The following is a 25,408-nucleotide window of genomic DNA, read 5'->3' as shown; positions in this document are numbered from 1 at the left end:
GCCGACGCAAAGGGGCAAGCGTATGAAGGCGATTGTGACCGTGATGTTGAAGCCAGGGGTTTTGGACCCCCAGGGTGAGGCCGTGCGCTCGGCGCTTGGTTCGATGGGATTTGACGGTGTCGGCACTGTCCGCCAGGGCAAGGTGATCGAGCTGGATCTGGCCGATGGCACCAGCGAAGCGCAGGTGACCGAGATGTGTGAAAAGCTGTTGGCGAACACCGTGATCGAAAGTTACCGGGTGGAGCTGGCCTAAGATGTCGGCGGCGTCCCATCCGACCTTGCCCGCTTGGCGGGCTTGGCTGGTCCTGAGCCCGATCAGCGTGCGGTTTTCGGCTTTTGTCACGATCCTGGCGATCGCGATCGCGGCATGGTCCTTTACCGATACGCTGGTCAACGACCGCGCCTCCGGTACGATTGTCGGGTTGATGGAGCCGCAGGAGCGTGATGATTGGCTGAGCGATCGGGCGGTGTTTGACCAGACGAATGGTGACCTCAATCGGCGCGCCTTGTTGAGGATCGATAGCGGTCCGCGGGCGGGCGATTATCTGCGTGTCGACGGCGTGCCCGTCCATGGCGGGCCGCGAGAAGGCGATCAAGTCGAGGTACGCTTGCGCGGCCAAAGCTCAGCGGCTTGGGGCGTGGAGGCAGCACCGCGTGACTTTGCCATGACACTGGCCTGCCTCGCTTTGGCGTTCGCGACCGGAATGTTTGCCATCGGGGGCACGCAGGATTGGCTCAAAACAAGGAGGCGGCGGCCATGAAGGCAGCGGTGCTGGTGTTTCCCGGGTCGAATTGCGACCGCGACTTGGCCGAAGGCTTCCGCAGCGCGGGCTTTGACGTTTCCATGGTCTGGCACAAAGACAGCAGTTTGCCACAAGGGCTGGATGTGGTCGGCGTGCCGGGCGGGTTCTCCTACGGCGATTACCTGCGCTGCGGTGCGATTGCCGCGCAATCGCCGATCATGCGCGCGGTCGCTGGCTTTGCGGAAAGCGGCGGCCATGTCCTGGGTGTGTGCAACGGATTTCAAGTTCTGTGCGAAACCCAGATCCTGCCGGGCGTGCTGATGCGCAACGCCAAGCTGAAATTCGTTTGCCGGGCGGAGCCTTTGCAGGTTGCAACCGCGCAGAGCCCGTTCACGTCAGGCTATTCTGCGGGGGACCATATCGATATCCCCATCGCCCATCACGACGGCAATTACCAAATTGATGACGATGGGCTCGCGCGTCTGCGGGACGAAGATCGTATCGCCTTCACCTATCGCGACAATCCCAACGGCTCACGCGCCGACATCGCCGGTGTGCTCAGCGCGAACCGCCGGGTGCTTGGCTTGATGCCGCATCCGGAACGCGCCGTGGACGCTGCCCATGGCGGAACGGATGGCGCTGCGATGTTCGCCGCACTGGCCGATGCGCTGATTGCCGCTTAATCGGTTACTCTGCTCTTGAGCCGCGCCTCCGTGCGCCGTAGTTTTCGCGCATGACTTTTGCCAAGCGCCCCATGTCCCCGCCGCGTCGGGGGATTTGGCGACCATGGGTGCTGCGGGCGCTGATGGTCGTTTTCTTGGGCGGCGCCATCGCGATCATCTGGGTGTCGAACATTTGGTTGACCGAGCGGTTCACAGAAACCACCCGCAACCGAGCCGAGCTGCGCCTGACGATTTACTCCGGCTCTGTGCTGTCGGAGATCCAACGCCATCAGGTCGTGCCCTTGCTGTTGTCCCGCGATCCGGTTCTGATCCGCTCGCTGGAGGCCAATGACTACACCAACACGTCGCAATATCTGATCTCTTACGTCGATGATATCGGCGCGGCGTCGATCCTGTTGCTCGACCGCGAGGGCCGTGTCGTGGCCGCTACCGACCGCCAGCGGATCAGTGAACGGCGCGACAGCGACCCGTTCTTTGTGGAGGCGACGCGGTCCCCCGATACGATGTTTACTTCAAACGAGCCCGAGACAGGCCGCTTCGATTTCACGTTTTCGCGGCGGATCGAAAACGGCGACGGACTTTTGGGGGTGATCCTGGTTGAAATCGACCTTGCGCGTCTGGTCGACCGGTGGCGCGGCACCTCCGAGGCTGTGTTCCTGGCCAATTCCCAGGGTGAGATCATTCTGTCCACCGAGCCACGCTGGCGCGGCCGGACCGAGACCGAGGCGATGGCGCTGCGCACACCGCCTAACGCCATCCAGCGCGCGCTGGAGGCGACCGGTGATTGGGCCTTTGGCGATCCCAGCCCCAGCTTCTTCGGCGATGCCACGATCCGCTTGGAAAACCGTATCCCGTTTCGCGGCTGGCGGATCGTTAGCTACACCGCTTATGCGTCGGTACGGGAACGGGTAAACTCGGTTCTGGCGCTGCAAATCATGGGATTCGCGCTGGCTTTGGCGGGCGCGTTCTATGTTCTAAGCCGCCGCGCCCGGATGCAAAGTGCGGTCTTGGCGCGCGAGTCGGCGGAGCTTCGCCGCCTCAATGGCCGCTTGCAGCGGGAAATCGCTGAGCGTCAGCGGGTCGAGCGGACCCTGGAAGAGGCGGAACAAAGCCTGCAGCAAAGCCAGAAACTCGCCGCCTTGGGCGAGATGTCAGCGGCGGTCAGCCATGAGCTGAACCAACCGCTGGCGGCGATGAAGACTTATCTCGCCGGTGCGCGGCTATTGCTGCAGCGCCGCCGGACCGATGAGGCGGCGTCGAGCTTCCAGCGGATCGACGATTTGATCGAGCGGATGGGCGCCATCACGCGGCAGCTAAAATCCTATGCAAGAAAGGGCGGAGACGCGCTTGAGCCGGTGGATATGCGCGAAGCGCTGAAGGGCGCTTTGACCATGATGGAGCCACAGCTGCGCACCGATACGGTCGACATCACCCAAAGCCTGCCGCGCAAGCCCGCCATGGTCATGGCTGACCGGCTGCGGCTAGAACAGGTGATCATCAATTTGCTGCGCAACGCGCTCGATGCGATGGGGGGGGCGGATGAGCGGGAATTGGACCTGATGATCGTCGAAGGCGACGAGGTTGTTTTGACGGTTCGCGACTCTGGACCGGGGATTGACGACTTGGAGGCTTTGTTCGAGCCCTTTTATACGACCAAAAAGCCCGGCGACGGTGTCGGCCTGGGTTTGGCGATCTCATCCGGTATCGTAAATGATCTGGGTGGGCGATTGACGGCGCGCAACGGCGATGGGTCGGGCGCAGTATTTGAAGTGCGGCTCCCCGCCCTGGGAATGGGGCAGGGGGACGATATTGACGGTGAGCGGCCTGAGGCCGCGGAATAGATACGGGAAAGGCGGGGCGACATGAAGATCGCGATCGTAGATGACGAGCAGGATATGCGGCAATCGATCAGCCAATGGCTGGCCTTGTCGGGATTTGATACCGAAACATATGCCTCGGCCGAAGATGCGCTGAAGGGCATCGGCCCGGATTTTCCCGGCGTGATCGTCACGGATGTGAAGATGCCCGGCATGGACGGGATGGCCTTTTTGAAGCGTCTGATGGGCGTGGATAGCGGCATTCCGGTCATCGTGATCACCGGCCATGGCGATGTGCCCATGGCGGTCGAGGCGATGCGGATCGGCGCCTATGACTTCCTGGAAAAGCCCTTCAATCCGGATCGGATGACCGATCTGGCCAAGCGCGCCGGTCAGCAGCGGCGCCTGACGCTCGACAATCGGGCGCTGCGCAAGGAACTCAGCGACGGCACCGTCCTGATGCGCAAGCTGATCGGGTCCAGCCCGGTGATGGAGCGTCTGCGCGAGGATATTCTGGATCTGGGCCAGGCCGACGGCCATGTGCTGATCACCGGTGAAACCGGGACCGGCAAAACCCTTGTGGCTCACGCGCTCCATGCCGTGGGGCCGCGGGCGGGCAAACATTTCGTGACGCTCTCCTGTGCCGCCCATGAGGAAGAAACCCTCGCGGCGATGCTGTTCGGCCCGGTGGGCGAAGATCAGGACAAGCCCCTGGTCGAACAGGCGCGCGGCGGGACGCTTGTCTTGGAGGATGTCGAAGGGCTCAGCCAAGGGCTGCAAGCGCGGCTTTTGACCTTCATCAACGATCAAGGCACCCCGGCAGAGACACGGATCGTGGCGATTTGCAACGCGCCGGAGCCAGACCAATGCGAAGGCGCGCTGCGGCCCGATCTGTTCTACCGCCTCGCGGCGATGCGGATCGATCTGCCACCCCTGCGCCAGCGCGGCGAGGATATTCTGACGCTGTTCACCCGCTTTGGGGAGCAATTCGCCGAGGAATACGGCACCGACGCGCCCCAGGTCACCGCGCAAGAGGCCGCGCAGCTTCTGCAAGCGCCTTGGCCCGGCAATGTGCGTCAGCTGATCAACATCGCCGAACGCGCGATCCTGCAGCAGCGCCGCGGCTCGGGCTCCATCGCATCGCTTCTGATGTCCGACAACACCCAGATCGCGCCGCAAGCCATCGGCGAGGGCAAGCCGTTGAAGGAATATGTCGAGGCCTTTGAGCGGATGTTGATCGACAACACGATGCGCCGCCATCGCGGCTCCATCGCGTCGGTCATGGAAGAGCTTTGCCTGCCACGCCGAACGCTGAACGAGAAGATGGCCAAATACGGGCTCAGCCGCTCGGATTACCTCTGATCCATTGGGCGGGGCGGACCAAAGCGGACCGCCCCGCGCAGATTACAGACCATTCTGCACATGCCCATCCGCTGCGCATCGTCAGCTTGCACGCCAATGGCGGAACGGCCCGGTTGGCGCCCAAGCCGTGGATTGGCGCGACAAGAAGCGATATGCCGGCCACCCCGCTACCACCCACCGCCCGTTGATCCTCGACACCCGATTTACGCGCGCATCGTTCCGTTGACCCCGTCAAGCGCTTCGCGGCGGCGACAAGCCACCTTCCGGGGCGCACTAGTCGCTGAGCGTGCTCTTAAATCCAATAAAATCAGGCCAGGAGAAATGAAGCGAATGATCAATCAATTGCGCATCTATGAACTATTCCCAGAAACCCAGCCCGAGTTTTTGGATCGGTTTCGTGATCATGCCGCCCGGATCATGCGCAGCCACGACTTCAAAATCTTAGCCATGTGGACCACGACCCATGACGAAAAGCCTGCTTTCGCATACCTGCTTAGCTGGCGTAGTGAGACGGCGATGGCGGAGGGTTGGTCTCGATTTATGGCGGACGAAGAATGGCAGAGCATCAAGGCGCAGCGTGATCCTGGCGCTGGACCGATCGTCGGCAACATCCTCGATCTGCAACTCGATCCGGTAACGTTCTCAAAAGCCCTCTGAAGCGATCGACGCAGTCTCAGGCTCTTCCATGTCAATAAGAGCAGGGCGAGCGTCACGCGCATGGGGCTGATCCCAAAGACGCTCCGACAACGGCGCCGAACTCGACATCCAGTACGGGCGCCGCATCCGTCACTTTGGGCCCCTTGCCGATCTAGCGTGGGCCTGCGCACCGGCATCCCCGTCCACACCATTCGCCAGAGGTGACAATTGCATCTGACGGTTCATTTCTGCCTTTCTGTCGGGCATCTCCGTTTTGCCCATTGTCTTCCCGCGTCACCTCCCCTTAATGTGAAGGAACTGGCCCAGGGTCAGATGTAACAGTTTCTCTGCCCCCCGATCCCGAACGCCGCGCGATGACGCCGCTGGGGCGGGGGCGCAGGTCACTTGGACCGCGCTGCAAGTGCTGCGCGCGGCCCGCCCGAACCGCCCCAGAGTTGGGGCTTGAATGGACAGGCGGCCCAACGGCCCATCCTGTCGGAGATAAATGCGATGCCCGCCTTAGGTGCACAGACGCAGACACTCGCAAGACCCAGGGTCTTGGCCGTCCGCTGCCCCGGGGGCATTGCCTTAGCAAGACAACGTGACATCCGATCCGCCGCACCGCCAGGCCCAGGCCTCGTTGCGCGTCAGGGGCTGTCACGGGCAAGGATAAAATGGCAAAGAAGATGCTTATCGATGCCACCCACGCGGAGGAAACCCGCGTTGTGGTGGCAGATGGATCCAAGGTTGAGGAATTCGACTTTGAGTCGCTGAACAAGCGGCAGCTGGCAGGAAACATATATCTGGCAAAGGTCACGCGGGTCGAACCCTCGCTCCAGGCCGCTTTTGTGGATTACGGTGGCAATCGCCACGGCTTTCTGGCCTTTTCCGAAATTCACCCCGATTACTACCAAATCCCCGTCGCCGATCGCGAGGCGCTGCTGGCGGAAGAACGCGCCTATGCCGAAGCGATGGCCGCCGAGGCCGAGGAAGAGGTGGCCAAACCCAAGCGCCGTCGTCGCCGTCGGAAATCCTCTGAGACGAAAGCTGCGTCGAATGGCACCGATGCCGTGACAACGGCCGAGGCGCCCTCGGGTATGGATGTGGTGGATTTGGATCAAGGCGAGGCTGCTGAAGATCCGTCGACCGAAGTAGAAACGACTGACCCTGTCGAAGGTCTGTCGCCCATGGAATTGGTCGCGGAAGCGCCGGTTGCCGAACCCGAAGCGGATGATGCGGAGACGCCCGAGGCAAACGCATCTGACGAGGCTCCGGATATGTCGGGCGACGCTGCTGAGGATGACGATTCCGACGCCGACACCGATGATGGTGACGATGACGATGATGATGCCGCCGAAACCGTGGCCGATGATGACGATCAGGACGATATCCGTCCGGCGCGCAAGCCGCGTCCGCGCAAATACAAGATCCAGGAGGTCGTCAAGGTCCGCCAGATCCTGCTCGTGCAGGTCGTCAAGGAAGAACGCGGCAACAAAGGCGCGGCCCTGACCACCTATCTGTCGCTGGCCGGGCGGTACTGCGTCCTGATGCCGAACACCGCACGAGGCGGCGGGATCAGCCGCAAGATTACCAACGCGTCTGATCGTAAGAAGCTGAAGGAAATTGCGACGGCGCTGGACGTGCCCCAGGGCGCGGGCCTGATCGTGCGCACAGCGGGTGCGCAGCGCACCAAGACCGAGATCAAGCGCGATTACGAATATCTGCAGCGTCAATGGGAACAGATCCGCGAATTGACTCTGAAAAGCATCGCACCCGCGCCGATCTATCAGGAAGGTGACCTGATCCACCGCACGATCCGCGACCTTTATAACCGCGATATCTCCGAAGTCGTGGTCGAAGGTGAGGCGGGCTACAAGCACGCCAAGAACTTCATGAAAATGATCATGCCGTCGCACGCCAAAAACGTAAAACAGCATACCGATCCGATGCCGGTTTTCGCCAAGCACAAGGTCGAAGGCTACCTCGCCGACATGTTCAACCCCACGGTTCAACTGAAATCAGGCGGCTATATCGTGATCGGCATCACCGAAGCGCTCGTGGCGATTGATGTGAACTCGGGCCGGGCCACAAAAGAGGGCTCAATCGAGGAAACCGCGCTCAAGACCAACCTTGAGGCCGCCGAAGAGGTCGCGCGCCAATTGCGCTTGCGCGACCTGGCCGGTCTGATCGTGATCGACTTCATCGATATGGATGAACGGCGCAACAACAACGCCGTCGAAAAGCGCATGAAGGATCGGTTGAAGACCGACCGCGCGCGCATTCAGGTGGGCCGGATTTCTTCCTTTGGCCTGATGGAAATGTCCCGGCAGCGCCTGCGGCCCGGCATGTTGGAAGCCACCACGCAATCCTGCCACCATTGCCATGGCACCGGCCTTGTGCGGTCCGATGACAGCCTGGCCCTGTCGATCATTCGCCAACTTGAGGAAGAGGCGACCCGGGGCCGCTCGAAAGAGGTGCTGCTGACCGCGCCGGTCGGCATCGTGAACTTCCTGATCAATCACAAGCGCGATTATCTCGATGCGATTGAGGCGCGCACCGGCATGGCGATTCGGATTGAGGCCGATGCCGCGATGATCGTGCCGGATTACAAGATCGAGAAGTTCAAGACGGCGACCCGCAAGATCACCGCGGTGGCGCCCGTGATCTCGATGGATGCGGCGTTGATGGACGATATTGACGATGACACGACCGAAGAGGATGTGGTCGATGCCCCCGACGTGACGGATGACGATGAACAGCCGAAAAAGCGCCGTCGTCGTCGTCGCGGTGGGCGCGGTCGCCGTCGGAGTAATGGCGAAAACGGCGCCAATGACGAGACATCGGCGGAGGCAGACGCCGAACCCGCAACTGACGCTGAGACCGGCGAGGCGCAGAAAGAAGGCGACGCGCCCGAGGCCGAGGCTGAGACGACTGATGAGCAGCCGAAGAAACGTCGCCGCTCGCGCCGTGGCGGGCGAGGCCGGAAATCCGCTGAGACGGAAGCAGAGACATCTGCCGAAAATGGTGCCAATGACGATGCCGCGCCTGTGGAGGTGGCCGCAGAGACAGCGTCCGAACCCGCAGCTGAGCCCGAACCGGCGCCTGTGGCTCAAGCGGTTGAGGCCGATCCCGTGATCGAATCCGAACCAATGGTGGCTGAGGACATGGCCAATGCCGCACCTGAACCGGCCCCCGAGCCCGAGCTGGTCTCTGAGCCTGAACCGCAGCCCGAACCAGAACCTGAGCCCTTGGCGGCGGATCCGGCGCCCGCGCCCGAGGAACCCGCCAAGCCCAAGCGGCGCGGCTGGTGGTCGCGCGGTTAGTCGGACAGGATATATCAAAAAAGGGCGCCTCACGGGGCGCCCTTTTTGCGTGGAAAACTCGAAACGCTTACTGCGAAGCCGTTCGCAGAACGTCAACAATTTCCAGCATATTCGGCAGTGGCACGTAGCCTTGCACCAATTGATCGCCGAACACGAAACTCGGTGTGCCGGTGATGCCCATTCGCTGCCCCAACTGGCGATTGTAGTTGATCGTGGTCTCGACCAGCGGATCATCCATCGCGGTGAAAATCGCCTCGCTGTCCAGGCCCAGATCATCTGCCAGACGCGCCAGCGACAGTTCGGTCACATCGGCGCGCATGGTGATCAAGGCGTCGTTCATCTGTTCATAGGCCTGCCCGCCCAAGGCGATGCGCGTGGCAATGGCAAAGCGGCTGGCCAATACGGATTGCTCGCCCAGGATCGGGAATTCCTTGGTGATGATGCGGATATTGCCATCGCCTTCGACCAGTTCCGTGACCTCGGGGTGGGCGCGGCGGCAAAAGCCACACCGATAATCGAGGAATTCGACGATGGTCACATCGCCGTCGGGATTGCCGCCCACATGATCGAAGGCCGAGTTGAAGAGTGCATCGGCGTTTTCCACCACGGCCAGGGCCTGCGCCTCGGCTTCGACGGCGGCTTGGCGTTCTTCCAGGACGGCGATGGCTTCCATCAACACTTCAGGGTTTTCCAGCAGATAGGCACGCACTTCCTCGCGGAACGCGTCACGTTCGCTGGCCGACAAATCGGTGACATCGGTCGCACCGGCGGGCAGGGCCAAAAGGGCGGCCAGGCCGGTGCTCAACAATAGGTTTCTCATTCTAACGATCCCTGAAATTGCGGGCTTCGGGCTGACTTACCACATCGCGCGCGCCCTGCCACCCGTCAGGCCATTGACGCCCGGCGCGTCGGCTGATTTCACCATACAAGCAGCATAAGGGGACGCTATGCGACATTCCAACCGGGCTTTGGTTGATCCGTTTATCGTGATGGATGTGATGGAGGCCGCGCGGGCCGCCGAAGAGGCCGGTCGCCATGTGATCCATATGGAGGTCGGGCAACCCGGGACCGGCGCGCCGCAGGCCGCGCGTGACCGTTTGGCGGCCGAGATGGAGGCCGAGCCGCTCGGCTACACCGTCGCGCTCGGACGCCCCGATTTGCGAGCCGCCATCGCGGCGCTCTACATGGATTGGTATAGCATTGATATACCTGCGGAGCGGATCGTTCTGACCGCCGGAGCCTCCGGCGCGTTCCTCTTGGCCTTCACGGCGCTCTTCGATGCAGGCGCGCGCGTAGGGTTGGGGGAGCCCTGCTATCCGTCTTACCGGCAGATCCTCACCGCGCTGTCGCTCAACCCCGTCGGGCTGCAAACCCATGCCGACACACGCTATCAGCCGACACCCGACCATCTGAGTGATGATCTGGACGGTCTGATCGTGGCCAGCCCCGCCAACCCGACCGGCACGATGCTATTCGAGCCGGAGCTGCGCGCCTTAAGTGACGCTTGTACTGCGCGGGGTATCTCTTTGATCTCAGACGAGATTTACCATGGCCTGCAATATGGTCCGCGAGCGGTTTCGGCGCTTGAGGTTACGGATCAGGTCTATGTGATCAACTCGTTCTCCAAGTATTTCTCGATGACCGGATGGCGCTTGGGCTGGATGGTGGTACCGCCCGAGCATGTGCGGATCGTCGAGCGTCTGGCTCAAAACATGTTCATCTGCCCGCCCCATGCCGCCCAGATCGCGGCTTTGGGCGCGCTTAGCCCCGAAGGCCGCGCCGAACTGGACGCCCATCGCGCCGTTTATACCCGGAACCGAGACATCTTGCTGCCGGGCCTGGCCAAAGCTGGCCTATCCGGCAGCGCACCCGCCGACGGGGCGTTTTACGTCTATGTCGATGTGAGCGATTTCACCAATGATTCTCGCGCCTTCGCGGCGGAGATCCTGGCCCAGGCGGATGTTGCCGTGACCCCGGGGCTCGATTTCGACAAGGCGCGGGGCGGGGGCACACTGCGCCTGTCTTATGCGCGGGCGACGGCGGATATCGAAGAAGGCGTCGCGCGGCTGATCCGCTTTATGGAGGCACGGCATGGTTAGGTTACTGGCACTATTCCTGGCCCTCTGCATGGCCAGCCCTATCGCGGCCCAAGGTCTCGGCGCCCTGGCGCGGGTCCTGCCGGAGAACAGTGCTGTGACGCAAACAGGCGAAGCGGTGGATGTCGCCCTGGCGCTGAGCCAGCCGGTGCCGTTCCGCGTGTTTACCTTGGACAATCCGGCACGGGTGGTTTTGGATTTCCGAACCGTCGATTTTGCCGGCTTGCCTGCGGAGTTCGACCGGGCTGAGACGGTGACCCAAGTGGATGTGGGCGGCGCCACGACACCGGGCTGGTCGCGTATGGTGCTGACGCTGGACGCGCCGTTCTTGCCGATGATCGCCGCGATGGAAGTGGATGACAGCAGCGCCGCGGCGATGGTGCGTCTGCGGCTCGATCCTGTGAATGCGGCCAGTTTCGCCGCCGATGCCGGGGCGCCGCCGGGCTTGGACGCGATCTTGCTGCCGGTGGTGACCGAAGCGCAGGCGCCGCCCGATGATGGGGCGTTGGTGATCATGCTCGACCCCGGCCATGGCGGTGTCGATCCAGGGGCGTTGCGGGAAGGGTACAGCGAGGCGGAGTTGATCCTGACCTTTGCGCGTGAGCTGCGAGATATGCTGCGCCGAACGGGCCAGATTGACGTGGTGATGACCCGCGATGCTGATGTGTTCGTGCCCTTGCCCACGCGGGTCACGCTGGCCCGTGCCGCGGATGCCGATCTGATGATTTCGCTCCATGCCGATGCGCTTTTGGAAGGCCGCGCCAGGGGGGCGACCGTCTATACCCTGGCCGAGGAGGCGACCGATCTCGCAACGGCTGCCTTGGCCGAACAGCATGACCGCGCGGATCTGGTACAGGGCATCGACCTGACCGGCGCCGATGATGAGGTGGTGGGTGTGCTGATGGATCTGGTGCGTGCCGAAAACGCCCCGCGCGGGGACAGATTCGCGACGGCTTTGGTCGATGCGATCCGCGAGGAGGGGCTAGAGCTTCATTCCCGACCGCACGGGCAGGGCGCCTTTTCGGTGCTGAAGGCGGCAGATTTCCCTTCCGTCCTGCTGGAAATCGGGTTCCTGTCGGAGGGCGGCGATCTGGACAACATCCTGGATGAGGCGTGGCGCGCGCGCATGCAGGGTGCCATCACGCAAGCGATCTTGAGCTGGGCCGAGGCTGAAGCCGCACGCGACGCGTTGCGCCGTCAATAGGCGCGCGCCAGCCAGACGGAATGGCCCTTCAATTCCGGGTCTTCGGGCCGAAACCAGATCAGTTCAAAGCCGTGATCGACCAAGAGATCGCGGTATTCCGACGGGTCGAGGCTGGCGTGATAGACGGGCGATTGCCCGACCTGTCCGACCCGCTCATCGGCTTTGGGGCCTGTGGTGAACAGCAATCGCGCATTTGGGGCGGCATGGGCGGCAAAGACGGGAAACATCGCACGCTGATCGTCAGGGCTGAGATGAAAGAACGAGTTGAAGGCGATCAGGATGTCGAACCGGCGCCCCAGGGTCAGGCCCCGCATATCGCCGCAGATCCCTTCCGCCGCGGGGACCCGGGCCCGCATCTCTGCAATCATCTCTGGTGCGCCATCCACGCCGGTCACCGTGTCGCCGCGCGCTGTGAACCACTCCGCAATCGGCTGACCGGATCCACATCCCAGATCCAAAACGCGCAATCCCGGCGCGCGATTCGCGACGCAAGCCTCCAGCGCCGGACGTTCCCACAGTGACAGATTGCGCCGCTCTGCCCAGAAACTGGCCTCGCGCCGATAGGCCGGAAGAATGTCATCGGGTCCCATGGAGGCAAACTACCGCACTCAATCCAAGGCAGAAAGCCGCCTTCGTGTTTTGACCCCCTTAACGGTGAGCTTTATAACATGGGATCAGTTTAGAGGTTCCTACGGGCGGCATTATGCGTTTGATTCTTGGTTTCCTTGGGATCGTCTTTACCGCGACGACCCTTAGTTTGGTGTTCGCCGCGGCGGGGATCGGCGGTTTGCTGTTCATGTATTCGCGCGGTTTGCCCGACCATGAGACGCTGTCGAACTATGCGCCGCCCACGATCAGCCGCATCTATTCGCGCCAGGGCATGGTGGTGGATGAATTTGCCACCGAACGCCGCCTGTTCACCCCCGCAGACGAGATCCCGGATCTGCTCGCCCAGGCCTTTATCTCTGCCGAAGACCGCAATTTCTACGACCATGCGGGCTATGACCCGCGCGCGATTGCAGCCGCTTTCGTGGATGCGGTGCGCTCCCGTGGGCAGGATGTGCGCGGCGCCTCGACCATCACCCAACAGGTGATGAAGAACTTCCTTCTGGATGGGTCGCGCACGGTCGAACGCAAGGTGCGCGAGATCATTCTGGCTGCCCGCATCGAGCGCACGCTCAGCAAGGATCGCATCCTTGAACTCTATCTGAACGAGATTTTCCTGGGTCAGAACTCCTATGGGGTGGCTGCCGCCGCGCAGACCTACTTCAATGCGACGCTCGAAGAGCTGACTTTGGAGCAGGTGGCCTATCTGGCGGCCTTGCCCCAGGCGCCGTCGAATTTTCATCCCGTGACCGATTATGACCGCGCCATCACGCGCCGGAACTACGTGCTGCGTGAGATGTATGAGAACGGCTATATCTCCGAACGGCAGATGGAGGAGGCCCAGGCCGCGCAGCTGGAAACGGTGCAGGGCGGCCATATCGAGCCGTTCCGCCTGAACCGTCCGCCGCGCAACTACTTCACCGACGAAATTCGCCGCCAGCTGAGTGCGGAATACGGTGCTGATGAATTTTTCGCCGGTGGCTATGCGGTCCGATCGACGATGGATGAAAGCCTGCAACAGGTGGCGGAGGCGTCTTTGCGCCGCGCGTTGGAGCGCTATGACCGCGACCGCGGTATCTGGCACGGCGCGGTCGAAACGATTGATCCCAGCCTCTTGGGCGATGAAGGCTCCTGGCGCCAGGCTCTGGCCAGTGTGCGCATCCCGCGCGATATCGAAGGCTGGTTCCCCGCCGTGGTGCTTGAGGTCGGCGATAGCTCCGCCCGGATCGGGATCGAAGGCGTCGAAGACGATGAGGATGGTCATTTTATCCCCGCCGAAGACGTCACCTGGGCGAGACCCCTGAACGAAGATGGCAGCCGCGGGTCCCAAGCGCGTGTGGCAGGTGATCTGCTGAGCGTCGGCGACGTGGTCCATGTGCGCCGCATGACGCGCGACAGCGACGGCAGCTTCCTGCGCTGGACCCTGCGGCAGGTGCCCGAAGTGCAGGGCGCTTTCATGGCCATGGACGTGCATACGGGCCGTGTCCTGGCGATGCAGGGCGGCTTTTCCTACCAGCATTCCTCGTTCAACCGCGCGACCCAGGCAACACGGCAGCCGGGCTCATCCTTCAAACCCTTCGTCTATGCGGCAGCGCTGGATTCGGGGTACTCACCGAATACGATCGTGATCGATGCGCCGATTGAGCTTGAGACCGCACAGGGGATCTGGCGCCCGAGCAATGCGTCCAATCAATTCTATGGGCCGTCGCCGCTGCGCACAGGGATCGAGTTGTCGCGGAACCTCATGACCGTGCGTCTGGCGCAGGATGTCGGCATGGATACGGTGGCGCGCTATGCCGAGCGGTTCGGCGTCTACGACGACATGACACCGTTCCTGGCCAATTCGCTCGGCGCGCAGGAAACCACGCTTTACCGGATGGTTGCGGCCTATGGCATGTTCGCCAATGGCGGTGAACGGGTGGAGCCGACCTTGGTGGACCGGATCCAGAACCGCTATGGAGAAACGGTCTATCGCCACGATCAGCGACTATGCCCTGATTGTGACCTCGCCTCGCTTGATCCGGGCTTTGCGCCCCGGGTGTTGTCGACGCGCGAACGGGTGATCGATCCGATCACGGCATATCAGCTGACCTCGATGATGCGCGGTGTGGTGCAGCGCGGCACGGCCTCGGGCTCGGTGAACCTACCAGTGCCGACCGCAGGCAAGACCGGCACCACCAATGATGCGCGCGACGTCTGGTTTGTGGGCTTTACCTCGAACATCGTGGCGGGCTGCTATATCGGCTATGACCAGCCCGAAACCCTGGGCCGGGGCGCCTCCGGCGGTGGCATGTGCGGCCCGGTCTTTCAGCGCTTCATGCTGGAGGCGATCGAGGAATATGGCGGCGGCGAATTCCCGATCCCCGAGGGTGGTGAATTCTATCCCATCGATCGGTATTCCGGCGCGCGTCTGCCCGCAGGCGCCTCGGGCGGGAATGTCGTCTATGAGCTGTTCCGCGCTGGCGAGGCGCCGTTTGAAGGGCTCTTGTCGGTGATCGATGGCGGCTGGGCGATGTCATCTGATATCCCGATCTTTGCGCGCCCCGACGAGGCCAATGGCGGCGGCGGCGATGGTCAGCAGGTGATCACCGCGACGGGCGAGACAGTCGAGGTGCCGACCAATACAGGATTTGGCACGCTCTCTTCGGGTGGGCTTTACTAACCTGATGCGCGGCCTGGCTTGAGGGTCGCGCGCGGGTGGTCTATGCCTCCTCGGACGTGATCCCGGAGACATGCGCCATGCGGGCTGAGACGCAAGCCAATATCGAAAAAATCCGCAACTCCCTGACCCTGCTGGGGCAGCGGATGGATATCGACACCGCCCCCCATCGGTTGGAGGAATTCAACGCGATGGTCGAGGATCCGAACCTGTGGGACAATCCCGAAAAGGCGCAGAAGCTGATGCGCGACCGGCAGATCCTGGTCGACAAGATGCAGACCTATGAAGCGATCCGGCAAGGCGTCGATGACAATGCCGAGTTGATCGAGTTGGGCGAGATGGAAGGTGATGACGAGGTTGTCGCCGAGGCCGAGGCTGCCCTGACGGCGCTGGTCGAGGATGCCGCCGCGAAAGAGCTGGAGGCGCTGCTGGACGGTGAAGCGGATAGCAACGATACCTTTCTGGAGATCAATTCGGGTGCGGGCGGCACCGAAAGCTGCGACTGGGCCAGTATGCTGGCGCGGATGTACACGCGCTGGGCCGAGAAGCAGGGCTATGAGGTCGATCTGCAAAGCTACAGCCCCGGCGAGGAGGCAGGAATCAAATCCGCTGTCTACAAGATCAGTGGGCACAACGCCTATGGCTGGTTGAAGTCGGAATCGGGCGTGCATCGGCTGGTGCGGATTTCGCCGTTCGATTCGGCTGCGAAACGGCACACGTCGTTTACCTCGGTGAAGGTCTACCCGGTTGTGGACGACAATATCGAGATCGAGGTGAACCCGTCCGACATTCGCATCGATACGTACCGGTCCTCGGGCGCGGGCGGGCAGCACGTGAATACGACTGATTCCGCGGTGCGCATCACCCACCACCCGACAGGGATTGTGGTGACCTCGTCCGAGAAGTCGCAGCACCAGAACCGCGATATCGCGATGAAGGCGCTGAAGTCGCGGCTCTATCAGTTGGAACTGGACAAGCGTTCAGCCCTGGTGAACGAGGCCCATGAGAATGCTGGAGATGCGGGGTGGGGGAACCAGATCCGATCCTATGTGCTGCAGCCGTATCAGATGGTGAAGGATCTTCGGACTTCGTTCGAGACCTCGGATACGCAGGGCGTTTTGGATGGCAATCTGGACGGCCTGATGGCGTCGGTCTTGGCGATGGATGTATCCGGCAAAAGCCGCGCCGAGGCGCAGGGCGAAGACTAAGCGAGGGGAGTGGGCTCGCCCGCCCTCAAGCCACCCCGTTGGGGCAGCCATCGATCGGACGATGGGCGCGGGTTGCGAGGCCGCACACACTCTTTACGGGATTCGCTTTGGTGAGGTACGCTTCTGGCGGGAGGATCTGCCATGAGCGACCAATCCGTCCATCCGGTGGGAGAAGGCGCGCCTCTCTTGCGCGAGATGAGCCCCGGCGATGTGCTGACCGCCCTGCGGCTTGGCCTGCGTGATTTCCGCGCCAAGCCCATGATGGGGCTGTTCTTTGCCAACGTCTATGTGATCGGCGGCTGGCTGCTATACATCTTCTTCTTCGTGACCGAACAGATCTGGTGGGCTTTGCCGATCACCGTTGGCTTCCCGCTCTTGGGGCCGTTTTTGGCGGTTGGTCTTTATGAGGTATCGCGCCGGTTGGAGGTGGGGGAAACCGAGTGGGAGCGGAATGCGATCCTCGGGGTCATCTGGCGCCAGCGCTTACGGCAATTGCCGTCCATGGCCTGGGTGGTGATCGTCTACTTCCTGTTCTGGTCTTTTTTTGCCCACATGCTGTTTGCCCTGTTCCTCGGGCCGTCCGCCTTGGTGAATGTCACAACCTCCTATGCGTATCTTTTGCAGCCCGAAGGCATCAGCATGTTGCTGGTGGGCAGCGCGATTGGCGCGGTTTTCGCCTTTGTGTTGTTCTCGCTGACGGTGGTGTCACTGCCGCTTTTGCTCGACCGGGAGGTCGATTTTGTGACCGCGATGATCACCTCGGTCGCTGTTGTGCGGCAAAATCCGAAGGTCATGGGGATTTGGGCCGTGGTGATCGCGGGGCTGACCTTCCTGGCGATGCTACCGGGACTGCTGGGCCTTTACGTGGTCTTGCCGATCTTGGGCCATGCCACGTGGCATATCTATCGATTGGCAACGGTCTCTGAGCGACCCTGATGAAAAAACCGGGCGCAAGGCCCGGTTTTTTGAATGTCGTGAAGCGCGCCGTGGCTTAGCTGTCGGATTTCGATCCGGAGGTCGGCACGGGTCCCGCCGCTGCGGGGCGGGGCACGGTCGGCGCCGCGGGCGTTTCGGGTGCAGAGCTTCCGCCGCCCATACCGCCGGTTGTGATCGGCGTGCGCGGAGAAGGGTTGTTGGCGCCGGTCGAGAGCGGATCTTCGGCGCGCTGCACCGAGCCTTCGAAATGGGCGCCGGATTCGATTGCAATGGTCTTGTGGATGATGTCGCCTTCGACCCGCGCAGTGGAGGTTAGGCGCACTTTCAGGCCGCGCACACGGCCGACGACACGGCCAGTGACCACGATGTCATCGGCGACAATCTCACCCTCTATATTGGCGCTTTCGCCAACCGTCAGAAGATGGGCGCGGATATCGCCCTGCACGGTGCCTTCGACCTGAATATCACCGGTGGTGCGTAGGTTGCCCACGATGGTCAGGTCCGAGCTCAGCATCGAGGGCTGCGGCTTGGATTTGCTGCCCGATGCCGAGGAAGTATTGGGTTTGTTCATGGTGTCTCCCGTGGTTGAGCCCGACGCGGATGTCGAACCGTCACCGGAGGACCCATCGGACGAGCCGCCCTGTTTGGGTCCGGGTTCATTGATTTTGGATTTAGAAAACATCGCGTCCTGCCCTTATAAACGTCATGGGGTTCAACGGCTCTCCATTCAGTCGCACTTCATAGTGCAAATGCGTCCCAGTGGACCGACCGGTATTGCCCATATCACCGATGAGCTCCCCGCGCGAGACCCTTTCCCCCTCGCTGACGCGAATTCGGTGAAGGTGGGCATATCGTGTGGTGAACCCATGGCTATGTCTGATTTCAACCATATTACCATAGCCGCTTTGGCGCCCAGCGAAAACCACCGTGCCTGCGCCGGTGGCAACAATTGGCGTACCGGTGGACCCTGCGAAATCATGCCCGTCATGGTGCCGCCAGGTGCCGCTGATCGGATGACGGCGGTTGCCGAAACCCGAGGTCGAGCGATAGGTGCCTTCGACCGGGAAGGCGAAGGGCAGGCGCTCGGCAGCGATGCGGTGCAGGTTGATCTCATCCAACGCGCCCAACAGGTTGTTGGCGCGGATCGACAGGGCATCGGGTGTATCGCCCGAGGTCGACACGATCGGTGTCAGCGGGCCACCCTGACCGGAATAGCCTTGCCGCACACTCTCGATCAGATCGTCGGTGGACAGGCCTGCCGCTCTGAACATCTCGTCCAGCGGTTCCATCGAAACGGCGACGGCCTCTTCCAACTGCCGGAATACGCGATCCTGACGCTCCTCCATCAGCGCGGCGTCGAAGTTAAGGCGGTTGATTTCGCCTTCGGCCGCGGCAATCAAGACATTGCCGGTATCCCGTTCCTGGGCGGTGAATTCCAGCGCTTGGGTAAGGAAGGCGAGGGTCTGTTCCAACTCGCGTTCGCGGGCAGCCGCGGTCTGGACGGTGCCGGTATCGGCCTCAAGCTCATTGCGCAGGGTGACGACAGTCAGCCGCGCGTCGTCGCGTTCATCGATCGTGCGGCGCAAGGTCGTTTGGATCACATCGACCGCGGTTTCCAATTCACGCCGTCGCTCCTCGCTGTCCAGCAGCCGTGTCTGCATGACCGAGATCTGATCCATCGCCAGCGCAAACCGATCCTGCGCGGCGGCTGCGGCGGCGGCGCGGGCATCGCGTTCCAGCGCCAGGTCGTTCAGCCGTTCCTGGTACATCTGCTGTTCGCGCGCCGCCAAGTCGCGGGCATTCCCAGCCGAAATCGTATCGATCAAGAAAAAGGATGTGACGATCACGGTCCATCCCAAAAGCGTTGCGCCGCCTAAAATCATGCCTGCTTGAGTCGCCGGGCGTAGGCGGATGAACCGCGTGCCCTCTTCGGACTTCAGAAACAGGCGTTGTTCTGGCAAGTGCCGTTCAAGCGCCGCATTCAAGCGGCTCAAAAAGCGAGCTGTCACTGTCCTATGCCTCACTTCCCCAACGTGTTTTTGTCCGACCCATTATGTCCCCTAGGGTCGGTCCAGCGCCCTTGGGGATAAGGGACACTGGTTCATCGCTCAATACATTAGACAGCCAACAGTTAAAACGCACTGAAAAATCGTTGAAATCCGGCAGAAAACCGCCGATGGGGCCTAGTATTCTTGTAGATGATCCCTATGCGCGCTCGGCAAGGGGCCAGTAAAAGTCCGGCGGCAATCCGGCCTCGGCGCGTTTCTCTTCGTTAAACGGGGGCTTAAGGGCGCCGTGGAAATACTTATCCACAAGTCCGTGAAAGGCCTCTTTCGGGTCAAGATCATGGCGTCCGCACAGGAAATGGAACCATTTTGAGCCATAGGCGACATGGTGCACTTCTTCGGCATAGATCACTTGAAGCGCCTCGACGGCCTGAGCCGCGGTTGGGTCTTGGGGCGCGGCTTTCTCGAACAGGGCGACCATGCCGGGTGTGACATCCAGACCACGGGCTTCGAGCACCATGGGGACAACGGCGAGACGGCCCATCAGATCATCCACCGTATCTTCCGCCGCGCGCCACATGCCGGCATGGGCGGGCAAGGCGCCGTAATGGCTGTCCATCGACTCCAGACAATCGGCCATCAGATTGAAATGCTTCGATTCCTCATCGGCGGCACGGACCCAATCATCGAAAAACCCGATTGGCAGCGGTGTGGCACTGAACCGGGCGATGATATCCCAATGCAGGTCGACGGCGTTCAATTCGATATGGGCCACCGCATGGAGGATGGCGCGGCGCCCAGCCGGAGTGCCGGGTTTGCGGCGCGGAACGTCGCGCGGATGTAGCAATTCGGGCGCGTCGGGTCGGGCAGGGCGGAGCGGCGGCTGCGCGGTGCCGATCTGGGGCGTCTCACCGTTTTCGCGCGCGGCCTGCCATTCGGCGGCGAACCGCCGTGATAGGGCGGTTTTCTCGCGTGCGTCGGCTGTGCGCAGCACTTGGTCGGCCATCTGAGCGAGTGGTGTCATACTCAGCGGTGTGGCCCGACGGGTGCGCCGCCGTCAAGCGCCGCCCCCAACCATCAAATTGCGCGGCTCCGCCGCATACGTGTTTTTCGCGTTGCCACGCAGGCCCGAGGCATCGCCTCGGGACCGGACATGTTCCACTGGATGCGCTTGGATCACCCCAGCGCCTGGGCCGCTTCCAAAACAGCCTCCGCATGGCCAGGCACTTTCACCTTGCGCCAGATCTGCGCAATCGTGCCCTCGGCATCGATCAGGTAGGTTGCACGCTCGATCCCCATATACTTCTTGCCATACATATTTTTTTCGACCCAAACGCCATATTGCTCGCAGATGTCGGTATCGGCATCTGAGACCAGCGCGATCCCCAAATCATGTTTGGCGATGAACTTGTCGTGTTTTGCCGCCGTGTCTTTCGAGATGCCAACAATCATCGTATTGGCCGTCTCGAACGCGTCGGCGGCGCCTGTGAATGCGATGGCCTCTTTGGTGCAGCCGGGCGTGTCGTCCTTGGGATAGAAATACAGCACCACCGCTTTTCCCCGCAGATCCGAGAGGGTGAGTGTGCCGCCGCCATCGCGGGGCAAGGTGAAGTCGGGGGCGGGTTGGCCGATATCGGGCATGAACAGGTCCTTTCGCGTGCTATGTCTTCGGTCGGGTTTGCAAGCTAGGCGCTTTGTGGCGAGAATAAAGGGTAAGGATGCAGGCAATCGAACAGGCCAGAATGTGAGCGATACTGCAGAGGATCCGCGCGCGCCATCGGCGCGACGCCGCCGTTGGCTTTGGCCCTTACTGGCGGGTGTGGCGCTGTGTGTTCTTTTGCCGGCTCTGACTTGGCTGCGGCTCTATTTGGCCCCCTTGCACCTGCCTGACGGGATGCAGGCGCGTATCGAGGCGCGCATCGACAACGCCATGGTGGCCAGCGACATCGAGATCGGTGAGATGCTTCTAGCGCTGCCTGAAGGGGGCCGAGCGCCCGCTTTGGAGTTTCGCGACGTGGCCTTAACGGCGCCGGACGGAGAGTTGCGCGCCATCTTGCCCGCCTTGCAGATCCGCCTTGCGCCTGGTCCCTTGGTGAGCGGACAGATGCGCATCAAGCGTGTGGTCATTCGAGGTGCGGGCCTGAACCTGCGGCGCGATGCAGATGGACGGATCGATCTGGACTTCGCGGGCGAGCAAGATGCCGCAGATCTGAGCTTGGCCGATACGATGGCCCGTTTGGACCAGATGTTCGACAATCCGATCTTTGCCAATCTGGAAGAGGTGAGCGGTGAGGATCTGGAAGTCACATTGTCGGATTTCACCAGCGGGCGGGCGATGCGTCTGCACGGCGCAGAGATGCGACTGGTGCGGGACAGCGGTCAGCTCAGCTTGGATGTTGGCGGTCAGATTGAAGGCAGGCGAAACGCACGCATCGAAATCGCCATGGTGCGCGGTGCGACCGGTGGGGTGACGGACCTGTCACTGGATTTCGATACGTTGTCGGCGCGCGATGTGGCGACGTTAAGCCCGAACCTGGCCTTTCTGAACCTGATCCGCGCGCCCGTCGATGGCGCGATGTCGGCCAGGCTGGCCGATGATGGCACGATCGGACAAGTCTCCGCTTGGGCTATTTTGGGCGCGGGTGAGCTTGCTTTGCCGGGGCGCGAGGCGCCGCTGAGTTTTTCGCGGATCGCTGCGGACCTGGACTACGACCCGGAGACGCGCCGCGCGCGGTTCGACCGTATCGCGCTGCAGGCGGAGCAAGCGGCGTTCGAAGCAGGCGGCCATGCCGATATCTCCGCCGATGGGGCCCTGGTGACGGCGCAACTTGCGTTCAGTGAGGTCATGGCGGATCCCGAAGGTCTGTTCGACGCGCCACTGGTGTTCGATGGGGCGGCGCTGGATCTGCGTTTGTCGTTGGGCGAGACGGTTGAACTCGAAATCGGTCAGGCGGTGATCTTCGATGGTGACATGCGCGCCATGCTCAGCGGTGATATCCGTTTTGGGAGCGATGGCTTGAACCTTGCACTGGATGCGCACATCCCGCAAAGCGATGTTGCGACCGTGCTGTCCTATTGGCCCGAAACCGCGATCCCAAATACGAGGTGGTGGGTGGCTGACAGGCTGCGCCAGGCCAATGTCGCGGGTGTGGATTTCGCGTTTCGCAAGGCCCCGGCAGCAGCGCCGAACTACGAATTGTCGTTTGATTTCAGCGGTGCAGAGATCCAGGCGCTGCCAGCCGCCCCGCCGATCCGAAGCGCATCGGGGTTCCTCAACCTGCTGAACCAACGCCTGTTGGTTGGTCTGGATGGTGGCGGCATCGCTGCCGAAGGGCGGCGTCCGATCGCTTTGGCGGGCAGTCGCATGGTGATCGAGGATGTTTCGGTCCGCGGCCCATTGGCAACCTTCGATCTGGATCTGGCGGGTGCTCTGCCGGATTTGATGCATCTGCTGGATGGCCCGCCCTTCGCTGTCTTGGCCGATAGCGACTTTGGCCCTGACGAGATTGGCGACGGACGGATCACGGGCGAGGTGAATCTGTCCACTCGGTTGCTGAACCGGCCTCCTGCGGAAGGGATGGCCGGGCTCGAGGTCTGGGCCGACGCCGTTGTGACTGATTTCGTGGCGACCGATCTGGTGCCTGAACGCCGCCTGACCGGCGACCGCATCCTCGTCACGCTGACGCCGGACCAGCTCTCTGTCGGTGGGCAAGCCGCCTTGGACGAGGTGCCGCTAACCGGGCAATGGAGCGTTCTGCTGGCCCCCGACGCGCCGCCCGGAAGCGTGGTGGAGGCGCGCGCGACCTTGGACCGTGACAGCCTCGCCCGGTTCGGCGTGACATTGCCCGATTGGCTGGTCTCCGGCGCAGCGCCCGCCGATTTGCGCGTTGCCCTGCAGGCAGGGCAGCCGGCGCAATTGAATGTGCAATCCGATCTCGACGGATTGGGCCTGGCGATCCCGGCGCTGGCCTGGCGCATGGCGCCCGCCCAAACCGGTCGCCTCAGTGCCGATATAACGCTCGGTCCGCGCCCCGAAGTGACGGATCTGCGGATCGATGGCGCCGGTCTGGCGCTGGAAGGCGCCGTCAATTTCACCGATAACGGCACGCTGAACCGGCTGTCCGCCGCCCGTTTCCAATTGGGGCAATGGCTGGATGTACGCGGCGGCTTGATCGGACGCGGTGCCGATACACCCGCGATCGAGGTGATCGACGGCACGCTGGATTTCCGCACCATGCCGTCACTGGCTGGCACCGGTGGGGCAAGCAACGGCTCTGTTGGTCCGCTCGATATCGCGCTCGACCGATTGCAGATCACCGAAGGCATCGCCCTGACCGGTCTGCGCGCGGCACTTGATGGCGCCTCGATGAGCGGAGAGTTCCGCGGCAGCGTCAATGGCGAGGCGCCTGTCGCCGGCCAACTGATCCCTGGCCCCAATGGCCCCTCGGTGCGCCTGATTTCGAACGATGGCGGCGCGGTGATGCGAGCGGCCGGGATTTTCGAGAACATGTATCAGGGTCAGATGAGCCTGTTGCTTGCCGCTTTGCCTGACCGGGGGCAATATGACGGGCGATTGACCGTGACTAACCCGCGCCTGCGGGATGCGCCGGTGATGGCCGAGTTGTTGAATGTGATCTCGGTTGTCGGTCTGCTGGAACAACTCAGCGGCGAGGGGATTAATATGGGCGAGGTCGATGCGCAGTTTCGTATCACGCCTGAACGCATCGTCCTGACCGAGGGCGCCGCCGTGGGCCCCTCGATGGGGATCTCGATGGATGGCGTCTATGATGTCGCCACCGCGCGCTATGAAATGCAAGGCGTAGTGTCGCCGCTCTACCTGGTGAACGGTGTCTTCGGGGCACTGTTTGCGCCGCGCCGCGAGGGGCTGTTTGGCTTCAACTACCGCTTGATTGGCGCTGGGGATCAGACGCAGGTCACCGTTAACCCGTTATCGATCTTGACGCCCGGTATTTTCCGCGAGATTTTCCGCGCCCCGCCGCCCAATTTCGAAGGCGGCGCGAGTGCTGGGGACGGCTGATGCAGCTGAGCGATTTTGATTTCGATCTGCCGGAGCGTTTGATTGCGACCCGGCCTGCAAAGCCGCGGTCTTCGGCGAAACTGTTGCTGGCCGAAGGTGCCGAAACGCGGGATCTGCGCGTTGCGGATCTGCCCTCGGTCCTACGCCCTGGCGATCTGTTGGTCTTGAACGATACGCGTGTCATTCCCGCGCGTTTGACCGGGCACCGTCCGCGGCAGACACCTGACGGTGAGGTGCGCGCCAAGATCGAAGTGACCCTGATGGAGCCGCAGGCCGATGGCACTTGGTCGGCATTGGCAAAACCGATGCGCAAGCTCAAGCTGGATGAGAAAATCATATTTTCCAGTGGCCTACAGGCTGATATTAAAGTTCTCGACGGTGGCTTGCGCCTGGCATTCAACCTGACGGGCGACGACTTTGATGTCGCATTGGCTGATGCCGGAGCGATGCCGTTGCCGCCCTATATCGCCGCCAAACGCGCGCCCGACGCACAGGACAATGAGGATTACCAGACAATCTGGGCGAAACGCGCCGGGGCCGTTGCGGCACCCACCGCCAGCCTGCATTTCGACGAAGATCTGATGGCAGCGCTGATCGCGCGGGGTGTTCGGACCTGCTTCGTGACGCTGCATGTGGGGGCGGGCACGTTCCTGCCGGTCACCGTCCATGACGTCACCACCCATCGTATGCACGCCGAATGGGGAGAGGTCACCGAGGCCGCCGCGCAGGCGATGAACGCCGCGCGGGCCGCAGGGGGGCGGATCATTCCTGTGGGCACCACTGCCCTGCGCCTGATCGAGTCGGCAGCGCAGGAGAACGGCACGATGCGCGCCTTTGAGGGCACCACCGACATCTTCATCTATCCCGGCTATCGTTGGAAAATCACCGACGCGTTGATGACCAATTTCCACCTGCCGAAATCGACGCTTCTGATGCTGGTCTCCGCCCTGATGGGAGCGGATCGCATCCGCGAGATCTACGACCACGCCGTGGCGGAGAATTACCGATTTTTTTCCTATGGTGACGCGTCTTTGCTAATTCCGTCGCGAATCTGACAGACCGACGCCCGACTCCCTGACACCAGCGGCCCT

General features: G+C 62.2%; 20 protein-coding genes. 14 read left to right on the top strand and 6 right to left on the bottom strand.

Annotated features, from left to right (window positions below; translation table 11 throughout):
• Positions 1-22: 22 nt before the first annotated feature.
• The 7 genes from purS (at position 23) to V8J82_RS15995 (ending at position 8,564) form a co-directional block, all read left to right on the top strand.
• Positions 23-253, top strand: coding sequence for a phosphoribosylformylglycinamidine synthase subunit PurS (gene purS / locus V8J82_RS16025; RefSeq protein WP_339976493.1), 231 nt, complete (start codon positions 23-25; stop codon positions 251-253).
• Position 254: 1 nt separating this feature from the next.
• Entirely contained in the window at positions 255-761 is a 507-nt protein-coding gene (locus tag V8J82_RS16020) for a hypothetical protein (RefSeq protein WP_339976491.1), read from the top strand.
• On the top strand, positions 758-1,426 hold the full coding sequence (gene purQ / locus V8J82_RS16015; protein WP_339976489.1) for a phosphoribosylformylglycinamidine synthase subunit PurQ: 669 nt from the start codon (positions 758-760) through the stop codon (positions 1,424-1,426). The genes V8J82_RS16020 and purQ overlap by 4 nt, the downstream gene beginning before the upstream one ends.
• A 50-nt stretch (positions 1,427-1,476) precedes the next feature.
• Positions 1,477-3,267, top strand: coding sequence for a sensor histidine kinase (locus V8J82_RS16010; protein ID WP_439650078.1), 1,791 nt, complete (start codon positions 1,477-1,479; stop codon positions 3,265-3,267).
• 21 nt (positions 3,268-3,288) lie between these two features.
• A complete protein-coding gene (locus V8J82_RS16005; protein ID WP_339976485.1) occupies positions 3,289-4,605 on the top strand; it encodes a sigma-54-dependent transcriptional regulator in 1,317 nt (438 codons plus the stop codon).
• A 330-nt stretch (positions 4,606-4,935) separates the two neighbouring features.
• On the top strand, positions 4,936-5,262 hold the full coding sequence (locus V8J82_RS16000; protein WP_339976483.1) for an NIPSNAP family protein: 327 nt from the start codon (positions 4,936-4,938) through the stop codon (positions 5,260-5,262).
• Positions 5,263-5,915: 653 nt separating this feature from the next.
• Positions 5,916-8,564: an Rne/Rng family ribonuclease gene (locus V8J82_RS15995; RefSeq protein ID WP_339976481.1), complete on the top strand. Its 2,649-nt coding sequence runs from the start codon at positions 5,916-5,918 to the stop codon at positions 8,562-8,564.
• Between the two features lie 67 nt (positions 8,565-8,631).
• Here V8J82_RS15995 and V8J82_RS15990 read toward each other — a convergent pair whose 3' ends face one another.
• Positions 8,632-9,384, bottom strand: coding sequence for a DsbA family protein (locus V8J82_RS15990; protein WP_339976479.1), 753 nt, complete (start codon positions 9,382-9,384; stop codon positions 8,632-8,634).
• 127 nt (positions 9,385-9,511) lie between these two features.
• Between V8J82_RS15990 and V8J82_RS15985 the strand changes: the two genes are divergently transcribed.
• On the top strand, positions 9,512-10,663 hold the full coding sequence (locus V8J82_RS15985) for an aminotransferase class I/II-fold pyridoxal phosphate-dependent enzyme (protein WP_339976477.1): 1,152 nt from the start codon (positions 9,512-9,514) through the stop codon (positions 10,661-10,663).
• On the top strand, positions 10,656-11,864 hold the full coding sequence (locus V8J82_RS15980) for an N-acetylmuramoyl-L-alanine amidase (protein ID WP_339976475.1): 1,209 nt from the start codon (positions 10,656-10,658) through the stop codon (positions 11,862-11,864). The genes V8J82_RS15985 and V8J82_RS15980 overlap by 8 nt, the downstream gene beginning before the upstream one ends.
• On the opposite strand, the gene V8J82_RS15975 is transcribed toward V8J82_RS15980, so the two are convergent.
• Positions 11,858-12,454, bottom strand: a complete 597-nt coding sequence (locus V8J82_RS15975; protein ID WP_339976473.1) for a class I SAM-dependent methyltransferase — start codon at positions 12,452-12,454, stop codon at positions 11,858-11,860. The genes V8J82_RS15980 and V8J82_RS15975 overlap by 7 nt on opposite strands.
• Positions 12,455-12,564: 110 nt before the next feature.
• On the opposite strand from V8J82_RS15975, the gene V8J82_RS15970 reads away from it, so the two are divergent.
• The 3 genes from V8J82_RS15970 to V8J82_RS15960 all read left to right on the top strand — a co-directional run bounded on the left by V8J82_RS15970 (position 12,565) and on the right by V8J82_RS15960 (position 17,273).
• Positions 12,565-15,132 carry a penicillin-binding protein 1A gene (locus V8J82_RS15970; RefSeq protein ID WP_439650082.1) on the top strand — a complete coding sequence of 856 codons (2,568 nt, stop codon included), beginning with the start codon at positions 12,565-12,567 and terminating at the stop codon, positions 15,130-15,132.
• 77 nt (positions 15,133-15,209) lie between these two features.
• Positions 15,210-16,337, top strand: a complete 1,128-nt coding sequence (gene prfB, locus V8J82_RS15965; protein ID WP_339976469.1) for a peptide chain release factor 2 — start codon at positions 15,210-15,212, stop codon at positions 16,335-16,337.
• 141 nt (positions 16,338-16,478) lie between these two features.
• Positions 16,479-17,273 (top strand): DUF2189 domain-containing protein, encoded by a 795-nt coding sequence (locus V8J82_RS15960; protein ID WP_339976467.1) that lies wholly within the window; start codon positions 16,479-16,481, stop codon positions 17,271-17,273.
• Between the two features lie 55 nt (positions 17,274-17,328).
• On the opposite strand, the gene V8J82_RS15955 is transcribed toward V8J82_RS15960, so the two are convergent.
• The 4 genes from V8J82_RS15955 to bcp form a co-directional block, all read right to left on the bottom strand.
• Positions 17,329-17,955, bottom strand: coding sequence for a bactofilin family protein (locus V8J82_RS15955; protein WP_339976465.1), 627 nt, complete (start codon positions 17,953-17,955; stop codon positions 17,329-17,331).
• Positions 17,945-19,282, bottom strand: coding sequence for a DUF5930 domain-containing protein (locus tag V8J82_RS15950; protein WP_339976463.1), 1,338 nt, complete (start codon positions 19,280-19,282; stop codon positions 17,945-17,947). Before V8J82_RS15950 ends, V8J82_RS15955 begins: the two co-directional genes overlap by 11 nt.
• A 196-nt stretch (positions 19,283-19,478) precedes the next feature.
• Positions 19,479-20,303, bottom strand: coding sequence for a ferritin-like domain-containing protein (locus tag V8J82_RS15945; protein WP_339976461.1), 825 nt, complete (start codon positions 20,301-20,303; stop codon positions 19,479-19,481).
• A 152-nt stretch (positions 20,304-20,455) separates the two neighbouring features.
• Positions 20,456-20,920 carry a thioredoxin-dependent thiol peroxidase gene (gene bcp, locus V8J82_RS15940; RefSeq protein ID WP_339976459.1) on the bottom strand — a complete coding sequence of 155 codons (465 nt, stop codon included), beginning with the start codon at positions 20,918-20,920 and terminating at the stop codon, positions 20,456-20,458.
• A 103-nt stretch (positions 20,921-21,023) separates the two neighbouring features.
• Between bcp and V8J82_RS15935 the strand changes: the two genes are divergently transcribed.
• Positions 21,024-24,317: a YhdP family protein gene (locus V8J82_RS15935; RefSeq protein WP_339976457.1), complete on the top strand. Its 3,294-nt coding sequence runs from the start codon at positions 21,024-21,026 to the stop codon at positions 24,315-24,317.
• The gene (queA, locus tag V8J82_RS15930; RefSeq protein ID WP_339976455.1) at positions 24,317-25,372 is read left to right on the top strand and encodes a tRNA preQ1(34) S-adenosylmethionine ribosyltransferase-isomerase QueA; all 1,056 of its coding nucleotides are present in this window, start codon (positions 24,317-24,319) and stop codon (positions 25,370-25,372) included. Before V8J82_RS15935 ends, queA begins: the two co-directional genes overlap by 1 nt.
• Positions 25,373-25,408 lie beyond the last annotated feature (36 nt).

The sequence above is a fragment of the Gymnodinialimonas mytili genome, assembly GCF_037544085.1.
GTDB classification, from domain to species: domain Bacteria; phylum Pseudomonadota; class Alphaproteobacteria; order Rhodobacterales; family Rhodobacteraceae; genus Gymnodinialimonas; species Gymnodinialimonas mytili.
This window is presented reverse-complemented; position numbering and strand designations above follow the sequence as displayed.

Bases quoted from the DNA above. Each gene is read 5' to 3' on its own strand.
- purS (WP_339976493.1), top strand. From the start codon at position 23: ATGAAGGCGATTGTGACCGTGATGTTGAAGCCAGGGGTTTTGGACCCC.
- V8J82_RS16020 (WP_339976491.1), top strand. From the start codon at position 255: ATGTCGGCGGCGTCCCATCCGACCTTGCCCGCTTGGCGGGCTTGGCTG.
- purQ (WP_339976489.1), top strand. From the start codon at position 758: ATGAAGGCAGCGGTGCTGGTGTTTCCCGGGTCGAATTGCGACCGCGAC.
- V8J82_RS16010 (WP_439650078.1), top strand. From the start codon at position 1,477: ATGACTTTTGCCAAGCGCCCCATGTCCCCGCCGCGTCGGGGGATTTGG.
- V8J82_RS16005 (WP_339976485.1), top strand. From the start codon at position 3,289: ATGAAGATCGCGATCGTAGATGACGAGCAGGATATGCGGCAATCGATC.
- V8J82_RS16000 (WP_339976483.1), top strand. From the start codon at position 4,936: ATGATCAATCAATTGCGCATCTATGAACTATTCCCAGAAACCCAGCCC.
- V8J82_RS15995 (WP_339976481.1), top strand. From the start codon at position 5,916: ATGGCAAAGAAGATGCTTATCGATGCCACCCACGCGGAGGAAACCCGC.
- V8J82_RS15990 (WP_339976479.1), bottom strand. From the start codon at position 9,384: ATGAGAAACCTATTGTTGAGCACCGGCCTGGCCGCCCTTTTGGCCCTG.
- V8J82_RS15985 (WP_339976477.1), top strand. From the start codon at position 9,512: ATGCGACATTCCAACCGGGCTTTGGTTGATCCGTTTATCGTGATGGAT.
- V8J82_RS15980 (WP_339976475.1), top strand. From the start codon at position 10,656: ATGGTTAGGTTACTGGCACTATTCCTGGCCCTCTGCATGGCCAGCCCT.
- V8J82_RS15975 (WP_339976473.1), bottom strand. From the start codon at position 12,454: ATGGGACCCGATGACATTCTTCCGGCCTATCGGCGCGAGGCCAGTTTC.
- prfB (WP_339976469.1), top strand. From the start codon at position 15,210: ATGCGGGCTGAGACGCAAGCCAATATCGAAAAAATCCGCAACTCCCTG.
- V8J82_RS15960 (WP_339976467.1), top strand. From the start codon at position 16,479: ATGAGCGACCAATCCGTCCATCCGGTGGGAGAAGGCGCGCCTCTCTTG.
- V8J82_RS15955 (WP_339976465.1), bottom strand. From the start codon at position 17,955: ATGTTTTCTAAATCCAAAATCAATGAACCCGGACCCAAACAGGGCGGC.
- V8J82_RS15945 (WP_339976461.1), bottom strand. From the start codon at position 20,303: ATGACACCACTCGCTCAGATGGCCGACCAAGTGCTGCGCACAGCCGAC.
- bcp (WP_339976459.1), bottom strand. From the start codon at position 20,920: ATGCCCGATATCGGCCAACCCGCCCCCGACTTCACCTTGCCCCGCGAT.
- queA (WP_339976455.1), top strand. From the start codon at position 24,317: ATGCAGCTGAGCGATTTTGATTTCGATCTGCCGGAGCGTTTGATTGCG.